The organism is Bacteroides sp. AM54-2NS, from assembly GCF_003602935.1.
Lineage (GTDB): Bacteria > Bacteroidota > Bacteroidia > Bacteroidales > Bacteroidaceae > Bacteroides > Bacteroides xylanisolvens.
Genome location: NZ_QTMZ01000057.1, coordinates 20547 through 28279, shown reverse-complemented (window position 1 = coordinate 28279; position 7733 = coordinate 20547). Strand labels below are relative to the sequence as shown.

Below are 7733 nucleotides of genomic sequence, written 5' to 3'. Positions count from 1 at the left end.
CCCGAAGCCGAAATCCCGGGCAGACGGGATTTCTCCCGTCCCACCTTACCCTATTTTGCAATCTTCCCTCGTCCGCATAGCTATAATAGTTATTGCCTGCCACAATCACATGGTCAACCAAACGGATGTCTAATGTTTCAGCGGCTTTTTTAACTGCTTCCGTCAAGCGGTCATCCGCACTGCTGGGCTTGCGTGCTCCTGATGGGTGGTTATGTACCATGATAAAAGATACGGCGTTATAATACAATGCCTGCTTCATGATAACCCGTATATCCACAGGGGCGGTATTTATCCCGCCGCATGAGATACGGACTTTACGGATGAGTTTGGACGAACTGTTCAGCAACAGCACCCACATCTCTTCAGTAGCTATATCGCACAAAACAGGATGCATCATTTTATAAACATTATTGCTGGATAAAAGCGCAGGACTTTCAACTTGCCCTTCTTTCAGCCGTTTATATAGCTCAATCGCCGCATAAGCGACTTTTTTACGGCTGGGTGTTAGTGTTTCCAGTACATCAGACAAGCACAATCCTTCTATTTCCATCTGTTCATACTTATATTCTTCACGTTTCAGTTTCTCACTGTTCGTCAAGGTATAAATCAACTCGCTGTTTTCCATCACCCGATAAACGTCATTCACTTCAAATACGGTTCTCTTCGTTTTCATACTGCCAAAAATTAAAAGATTAATACTCGCAAACATCGCTTGTCGCCCCAACCATAAATTTTTCCTCAACTGATTGGGAACAGTGCATTGAAGAGAAAGCGGGAAAGACGGATCAGAACGGGATTGAACTGGTAAATACTACCTCCCGGAATGGGAGGATGGAGATTTGGCTTTTCAATATCGGGCGTTCCGGCCACGCCTACCTTCGCAATGTTCCTATCAGTCAGGAAAAAATCATCATACCTCTCTTCCGGCATAGCCGGAGCGTAGAGCGTTAGGGATAGCAGGGAAAAGCCTGGAGGGTAACGAGGACTTGCAACGAATAGCCCGGTCAGAAGGGAACGCCCTGAAAAACTAATTCGGATACAGAAGATGAACAGAACCGCCTTCCAATCATATAAAAAAACGTGAAAATCAACACATACTTCCGAAAAATCTTTTTCCGAAAGTACGTATAGGGCATGTGAAGGGAAAATTTATTTTCCCAGTCATTTCTATGTTATCGCTTTGGGGATATTTAAAGGGGTTAGGAGTTTAGGTCTTTATTATGTATTTTGGTGGATGGTTTTACACAGCCGATACCTTTTATTTAAAAATTTCTCTCTTTTATTTCACTGATATACCGACATATAAAAAAAACAGGGATTACCTATTCCCTTCATTAACGGGTGGACGGTTTTACACAGCTGACAAGTGAAACCGGACGCTTTTACACAACTAAAGCAAAAGGAGTGGACGGTTCTACACAACTAGAAGCAACAAACGGGACACTTCTACACAACTAAAACAGGCAAAGCGGATGACTCCACACATCTAATCACCCCAATAGGGACACTTCTACACAACTAATTCTATAAAAAACCGTGAAACGTGGACGGTTCTACACAGCTGGATCGTCCATGTTCACCGCCCCGTCCGTCTCCGGAGATATGAACTCTTCAGGAGCAGGAGCAACTTCCGTTCCATTGGCACTCTCCAACTCTTCCTGTGCCCATCCTTCCGGAAACCTGCCGAATACAGCCACGAAATCACTGATATATATCTGTTTTTTCTTTTCTACGCTTTCCGGGGAGTTTGCCCATAAAAGGAACTCTTTATACAGTCCGGCATCTTCCTCCACCTCTTTGATCTTCTTCCTCCTGACAGCCATATCCGTGTCCGGGTAGGCAATCTCGACATACAGCCCAAGCAGGTTCTTATAGAATTTCTTCACCACGACAGCATATTGTCCTTCATCAAAATAGTGCAGCGTATGCCTAGGAAACGAGAACAACACGGTATATGCCCATCTCTCATGATCGCCTTTCACAAAAGAGAAATTGAAATTGGTATATTTCAGGTAAGTATTCATCTTTTTCAGTATCGAGGCGACCTTCTTTTTCCGGTCTTTGGGTTCGGCAATCTCTATGCCGAGCTTTTTAGCCAGCTGATCGACTGTCAGCACATAAAAAGGAGCCTCATTCTTGGTGGTCTTATACTTGATCAGGTAAACCATCTTGGAAAGTTCCAGATAGAAATAGCGGTAACGGCTGGGCAGGCTACGGTAATCCTGAAGTTCCAAGAGGTTATAGAGCGAGAACATGAAATTCTTTATCTCCGGGCTTACCACTGCCGAGTACAGCCTTTTCGTTGACTTCTTCGTCTTGAAATCGGTCATTATGTCGAAACGTTTCAAGATCTGCACGAAATTATAGGATGTACGGCCATCCTCGCCAATGGTCGGATAGCAGAGGTTCTCCAATCCCAGTTTATAGAGAGCCGCCTCAAAAACCGTCTCGATAGGATGGCTGATTCTCTGTCCTGCCGTGTCGGTACATACATATTCCGGCTGCATATTCTTTCCGAACATGGCCGCGAGCTGCCGGCTATCCAGCTTGCGCTGCAAGTTGGTACGGTCATACCCCATCTTACGGCAGAAGTCTTCTACGGAGAACCAGGAAGTCCCGAACAAGTCTTTGAGGTGATAGCTGCCCAGGTATATGATCAGATCGAGCATGACATTTCCACCTGCCTCATACAACCGTTCAATCAGCACGGAATTATAGCTTTCCCCAAGCACCCTAGGGACACGAATCAGTTCTTTTGCCATGATAATACTTACAAAATCAATCCTTTCTCTGTTTTCATTGCCACAAAGATAGGCATACCGGCCAACATACGCGTCATAATTATCAATCAGTTTTAACGGTATGACCGGTATGGGAAAAGGAGAAGTACTTTCCTGAAGAATGCTTTATCCGCCCTTCATCAGAAAGAAAGCATCTTACACCTGTACCCCATAGACATCCTATATTACTTTTTCAGTTCTTCCGATAAAAAGGAACGGTCTATCAATACTTGCACCAATGGTTTCTCTTTGACAAACTCATCAAGCTCACGCTTTATCAATTTATTGCCCAACCCTATGCGTCGTCCAAATTCCTCGAAATCCTTCCGCCCTACCTGATGAGCAATTTGACTCCACATTGTCATCTGTAATCGACTCAACCCTCGGTCTAAGGTGTAGATCGTTAGGTTATCAGTACAGCGAAATCATCCGTTCTCTCATGAGTATCTACTTCTGTGGTGGCTCATGTATTGAGGATGTCACTACTCATTTGATGAACCATCTCTCGCTTCATCCGACACTTCATACTTGTAGTTCTGATACTATCCTCAGAGCGATAAAGGAACTGACGCAAGAAAACATCTCATACACATCAGATACGGGTAAGAACTACGATTTCAACACGGCTGACACTCTCAATACTTTACTGCTCAATTGTATGTTTGCATCTGACCAACTGAAAGAGGGTGAGAAGTATGATGCAAAGCCTACATACAAGAAGTTCTCTGGTTATCGCCCTGGCGTGGCGGTTATTGGTGACTTGATTGTTGGCATTGAGAATAGCGATGGTAACACAAAAGTTCCATTTCATGGCACGTTTTCTCGCCATGGCAGAGCTTAAGTAAACTTAGCTCTGCTCATCTGGCTTAACGAAAACCTTCGTTTCATCAGAAGGACACGCTGAAGAGGTTCTTTGAGAGATTTGAACAGAACAGGCTCACTATCAATCGTTTCAGAGCTGATTGCGGATCATGTTCCGAGGAAATCGTGGAGGAAATAGAGAAACACTGCAAGTCCTTCTATATCCGCACTAACCGCTGCAGTTCGCTCTACAATGACATATTTGCTCTCAGAGGCTGGAAGACTGAGGAAATCAATGGCATTGAGTTTGAATTGAACTCTATCCTTGTTGAGAAGTGGAAGGGTAAAGCATACCGACTTGTGATTCAAAGACAGAAACGGATGGATGGTGTGCAGGATCTTTGGGAAGGAGAATACACATACCGTTGTATCCTGACTAACGACTATGAATCTTCCGTAAGAGAAATTGTCGAGTTCTATAACCTTCGTGGAGGAAAGGAACGTATCTTTGATGATATGAACAATGGTTTCGGGTGGGACAGATTGCCCAAATCCTTCATGGCCGAGAACACTGTGTTCCTTCTTCTTACAGCACTTATCCGTAACTTCTACAAGGCCATTATCCAAAGACTTGACGTAAAGAGGTTCGGACTCAATGCAACAAGTCGCATAAAAGCGTTTGTCTTCAGGTTTATCTCTGTACCAGCCAAGTGGATCAGGACATCAAGGCGGTATGTGCTGAATATCTATACCTGTAACAATGCTTACGCAGATATTTTTCAGACTGATTTTGGATAACGCCTACAACTTATGGGTATGATACTGCGTATTGTCTCAAGTCGCATTGTGGGGTAAGGGGATGTTGTAGGCAGAAGTGGGTGTTTCTGCCTCAATTTATCTGATAATTCAGTAATGAGAGGACGTGTACACGCAAGAAGGACGTTGAAGGGCTTAGTTGCGGATTTGAGGCAGGTAAGAAAATACAAAGAATTAACAGCAACCGAGAAACTGAAATACCGTATCGCAGTGAAAATGACGGCAGCCGACTACTTCCGCCTGCTGACACGATCGCATGAGGCGGGCGTATCACCAAGCGAGTACATGAGGGAATGTTTCCGTAACGGTCATGTGAAAGAACGGCTGTCGGAGGAACATGCCGGATACATCCGCCAACTCTGCGGCATGGCTAACAATCTCAACCAGCTTGCGCGTAAGGCAAACGCCGGAGGCTTCCACGATGAACGGTGGGACTGCAAGGTGGCAGTGGCAAGGATTCATGAACTTATAACCAAGATAGGGATATGATGGCGAAAATCGTAAAAGGAAGCGACTTCAAGGGTGCGGTGGATTACATCATCGACAAGAAGAAGGATACGCAGATAGTAGCAAGCGAAGGCTTGTTTATGGAAAATCTGGAAACTATCGCCATGAGTTTCAATGCCCAGTCACGGATGAACGATAAGGTGACAAAACCTGTCGGACATATCGCGTTGAGTTTTTCCAAAGAGGATGAGTTACGGCTGACGAACCGTATCATGGCAGGCATCGCGCTTGAATATATGGAACGGATGGGAATCAAGAATACGCAGTTCTTCATCGCCCAGCATTTCGACAAGGAGCATCCGCACGTGCATATTGCTTTCAACCGCATAGACAACAACGGCAATACCATATCGGACAGGCACGAGCGTCTGCGCAGTACCCGCATCTGCAAGGAATTGACCTTGAAATACGGCTTGCATATGGCTGGCGGAAAGGACAATGTCAAACGCAACCGCCTGAAAGAGCCAGACAGGACGAAATATGCGCTTTACGACATCATCAAAATGGAAGTCGGCAGATGCGGCAACTGGAACGTGCTTATCGCCAACCTGAAACGGCAGGGAGTGGAAGTACATTTCAAGCATAAGGGGCAGACCAGCGAGGTGCAGGGTGTTGTATTCTCCATGAATGGCTACCATTTCAACGGCTCCAAAGTGGACAGGCGTTTCAGTTATTCCAAGATTGACGCGGCTTTGCAGCACAACAGATGCAGGGAACGTATGGGAATAACAGCCGGAATATATGAAACGGCTACACCAAGCGCACCGTCCGGCACGGCACAAAGCGAGTTGTTCAACGGCTCTTGGGGATTGCTAAAAAGCAGTGGCTCATCTTATAACACTGCTGATGCGGAAGCCAATCAGGAAATGGTGGATATACTTCGCAGAAGGAAGAAAGTTAAGCGCAAGAGAGGTGTTGGGTTCTAATATTCTGTACTAATCCAATTCTCACGACACTTGCGCTCTATATTCATTCGGAGTGTAACCTACCTCTTTCTTGAACAGTCGGGTAAAATGTTGCGGGTACTGAAAACCGAGATTATAGGCGATTTCATTAACGGTGTCGTCTGTAGATGCAAGTTCCGTCTTGGCTATTTCAATAGACTTGTCATGAATGAAATGCAGGGCGGTTGAACCTGTTTCTTTTTTCAATAAATCACTGAAATAGTTGGGCGAGAGGCAGAGCTTGTCTGCACAATACTGTACAGTGGGCAAGCCTATCCGTTTAGCAGCCCCATCATGGAAGTATTCGTCAAGCAACCGCTCAAATCTTGCGAGGATGTCTCGGTTTTGGTTGTCGCGTGTGATGAACTGACGGTCATAGAAACGTGTGCAGTAATCAAGGAACGTCTTGATGCTGTCTGTGATGAGGTTCTTGCTGTGACGGTGTATCGGATGGTTCAATTCATATTGAATCTTGTGGAAGCAATCCATGATGATTTGCCGTTCTTCCACACTAAGGTGCAATGCCTCGTTTGTCTCGTAGGAAAAGAACGAATATTCACGCATTATCCGCCCGAGAGGTGTATTCCGCAGCAGGTCGGGATGGAACATAAGCAGGTAGCCATCTGGTTGGAACTGCATGCCGTCATCTTCCGCACCGAACACCTGTCCGGGCGCGATAAATATCAGTGTGCATAATTATTCCTAAGTCTGTGAAACCGGAACGCATGAAGCAGAATCTCGACATATTAGACTTCACCCTGTCGGCCGACGACATGGCACGGATAAAGACGCTGGATACCGACAAGCCTTTCTTACTCGGCTCGCACGAAGATCCAGAAATCGTAAAATGGTTCATGCAGTACAAAAACGCCTGAACATCAACAACCATATTTCGATAGCCGCTATCGACTATATTAAGAAGTTATTCGTATATGCCTTTATTGTAATCCGTCATGTACTGAGTAAATGTTTTGCCTGTTTGCTGTTTGAAGAAGCGCATGAGATGGCTCGGATCAGAGAAATTGAAATCATCCGCCATTTCACTGACAGTGCGGTTGGAGAATAGCAATTCGTTCTTCAGTTCCTCAAGCAGACGTTGTTTTATCAAATGGGTAGCTGATACTCCGAATTGGGCTTTTACTGAGTTATTGAGTGTGATGCGACTGACATGAAGCATGTCTGCATATTCCTGCACCCGCTGGTGGGTGCGGATATTCTGTTCCAACAAGTCCTTGAACCGAAAAGCGAAATTGTTTTTAGCAATTTCAGCGGGCAAGCAATAGGCGGCAGCGTATGTACGATTGATAATCAGCAAAAGATAATATAGTAAGGAAACAATGATATTGTACGTATCGGACACTGGATTCATCAGCTCATACTTAATCTTTCCGAGCAGCCGCATATATTCCTTCATTTCGTCATGTGTGGCATTGATGTAAGGCGGCGTATCTGTCTGGTAACAATACAAAAGGCGAAAAACGAAGAACTTGTCGGCGATAAAAGTACGCATGAAATCTTCGCGGAATATAAGGAACGTGTAATCCAACGCCGTCTCATCTACATGCCACTCTTGTTGCTGATGGGGTGAAAGCAGGAGAACCATGCCGTCGCGCAGTTCAATCTTGCGGAAGTTCAGTAGCAAATATCCGTTTGCCTTACGGAAAAAGTAGAAGCTGAAGAAGTCTGTCTTAAACCGCTTGTTTTCTGTCAGCACAAGTCCGATGTCCTTGTTTATGGCAGTATTGATGTAAAAATCCACGCCGCAGCGTGTCTTGTTGAACGGTACGCTGACCAGTCGATCAGGGTTGATTATCTCGTCCATATCCTTGTCGTTTTTGCAAAGATAATAATTTCATTTATCAAAATGGCATAATTACCGTTTTTT

9 protein-coding genes and 1 pseudogene are annotated in these 7733 nt (G+C 45.0%); 4 read left to right on the top strand and 6 right to left on the bottom strand.

Annotated elements, in window-relative coordinates; genetic code table 11:
- From DXA05_RS22815 to DXA05_RS22805, 4 genes are all read right to left on the bottom strand, one after another.
- Positions 1-709 (bottom strand): JAB domain-containing protein (locus tag DXA05_RS22815; protein WP_128859657.1); only part of this gene is annotated, 709 nt, incomplete at its 3' end.
- Positions 710-738: 29 nt separating this feature from the next.
- Entirely contained in the window at positions 739-930 is a 192-nt protein-coding gene (locus DXA05_RS26575) for a hypothetical protein (RefSeq protein ID WP_165861550.1), read from the bottom strand.
- A 623-nt stretch (positions 931-1553) separates the two neighbouring features.
- Positions 1554-2762, bottom strand: coding sequence for a hypothetical protein (locus tag DXA05_RS22810; protein WP_005868786.1), 1209 nt, complete (start codon positions 2760-2762; stop codon positions 1554-1556).
- 203 nt (positions 2763-2965) lie between these two features.
- The gene (locus DXA05_RS22805) at positions 2966-3139 is read right to left on the bottom strand and encodes a hypothetical protein (protein ID WP_224201638.1); all 174 of its coding nucleotides are present in this window, start codon (positions 3137-3139) and stop codon (positions 2966-2968) included.
- Between DXA05_RS22805 and DXA05_RS22800 the strand changes: the two are divergent.
- From DXA05_RS22800 to DXA05_RS22785, 3 genes and pseudogenes are all read left to right on the top strand, one after another.
- Positions 3121-4379 (top strand): annotated as a pseudogene (locus DXA05_RS22800) (IS1380 family transposase); the annotation flags it as partial. The gene DXA05_RS22805 and the pseudogene DXA05_RS22800 sit on opposite strands and share 19 nt — an antisense overlap.
- Before the next feature lie 114 nt (positions 4380-4493).
- Positions 4494-4886: a MobC family plasmid mobilization relaxosome protein gene (locus DXA05_RS22790; RefSeq protein WP_005868789.1), complete on the top strand. Its 393-nt coding sequence runs from the start codon at positions 4494-4496 to the stop codon at positions 4884-4886.
- Positions 4883-5830, top strand: a complete 948-nt coding sequence (locus DXA05_RS22785) for a relaxase/mobilization nuclease domain-containing protein (RefSeq protein ID WP_005868790.1) — start codon at positions 4883-4885, stop codon at positions 5828-5830. Before DXA05_RS22790 ends, DXA05_RS22785 begins: the two co-directional genes overlap by 4 nt.
- 21 nt (positions 5831-5851) lie before the next feature.
- On the opposite strand, the gene DXA05_RS22780 is transcribed toward DXA05_RS22785, so the two are convergent.
- Positions 5852-6511: an AraC family transcriptional regulator gene (locus tag DXA05_RS22780; RefSeq protein WP_004329304.1), complete on the bottom strand. Its 660-nt coding sequence runs from the start codon at positions 6509-6511 to the stop codon at positions 5852-5854.
- 23 nt (positions 6512-6534) lie between these two features.
- Between DXA05_RS22780 and DXA05_RS22775 the strand changes: the two genes are divergently transcribed.
- Positions 6535-6723, top strand: coding sequence for a hypothetical protein (locus tag DXA05_RS22775; RefSeq protein WP_005775886.1), 189 nt, complete (start codon positions 6535-6537; stop codon positions 6721-6723).
- A 47-nt stretch (positions 6724-6770) separates the two neighbouring features.
- Here DXA05_RS22775 and DXA05_RS22770 read toward each other — a convergent pair whose 3' ends face one another.
- Positions 6771-7670, bottom strand: a complete 900-nt coding sequence (locus DXA05_RS22770) for an AraC family transcriptional regulator (protein WP_004329302.1) — start codon at positions 7668-7670, stop codon at positions 6771-6773.
- Positions 7671-7733 lie beyond the last annotated feature (63 nt).

Excerpts from the sequence above, each read along its gene's own strand:
- DXA05_RS26575 (WP_165861550.1), bottom strand. The coding sequence starts at position 930 with ATGCCGGAAGAGAGGTATGATGATTTTTTCCTGACTGATAGGAACATT.
- DXA05_RS22810 (WP_005868786.1), bottom strand. The coding sequence starts at position 2,762 with ATGGCAAAAGAACTGATTCGTGTCCCTAGGGTGCTTGGGGAAAGCTAT.
- DXA05_RS22805 (WP_224201638.1), bottom strand. The coding sequence starts at position 3,139 with ATGTGGAGTCAAATTGCTCATCAGGTAGGGCGGAAGGATTTCGAGGAA.
- DXA05_RS22790 (WP_005868789.1), top strand. The coding sequence starts at position 4,494 with ATGAGAGGACGTGTACACGCAAGAAGGACGTTGAAGGGCTTAGTTGCG.
- DXA05_RS22785 (WP_005868790.1), top strand. The coding sequence starts at position 4,883 with ATGATGGCGAAAATCGTAAAAGGAAGCGACTTCAAGGGTGCGGTGGAT.
- DXA05_RS22770 (WP_004329302.1), bottom strand. The coding sequence starts at position 7,670 with ATGGACGAGATAATCAACCCTGATCGACTGGTCAGCGTACCGTTCAAC.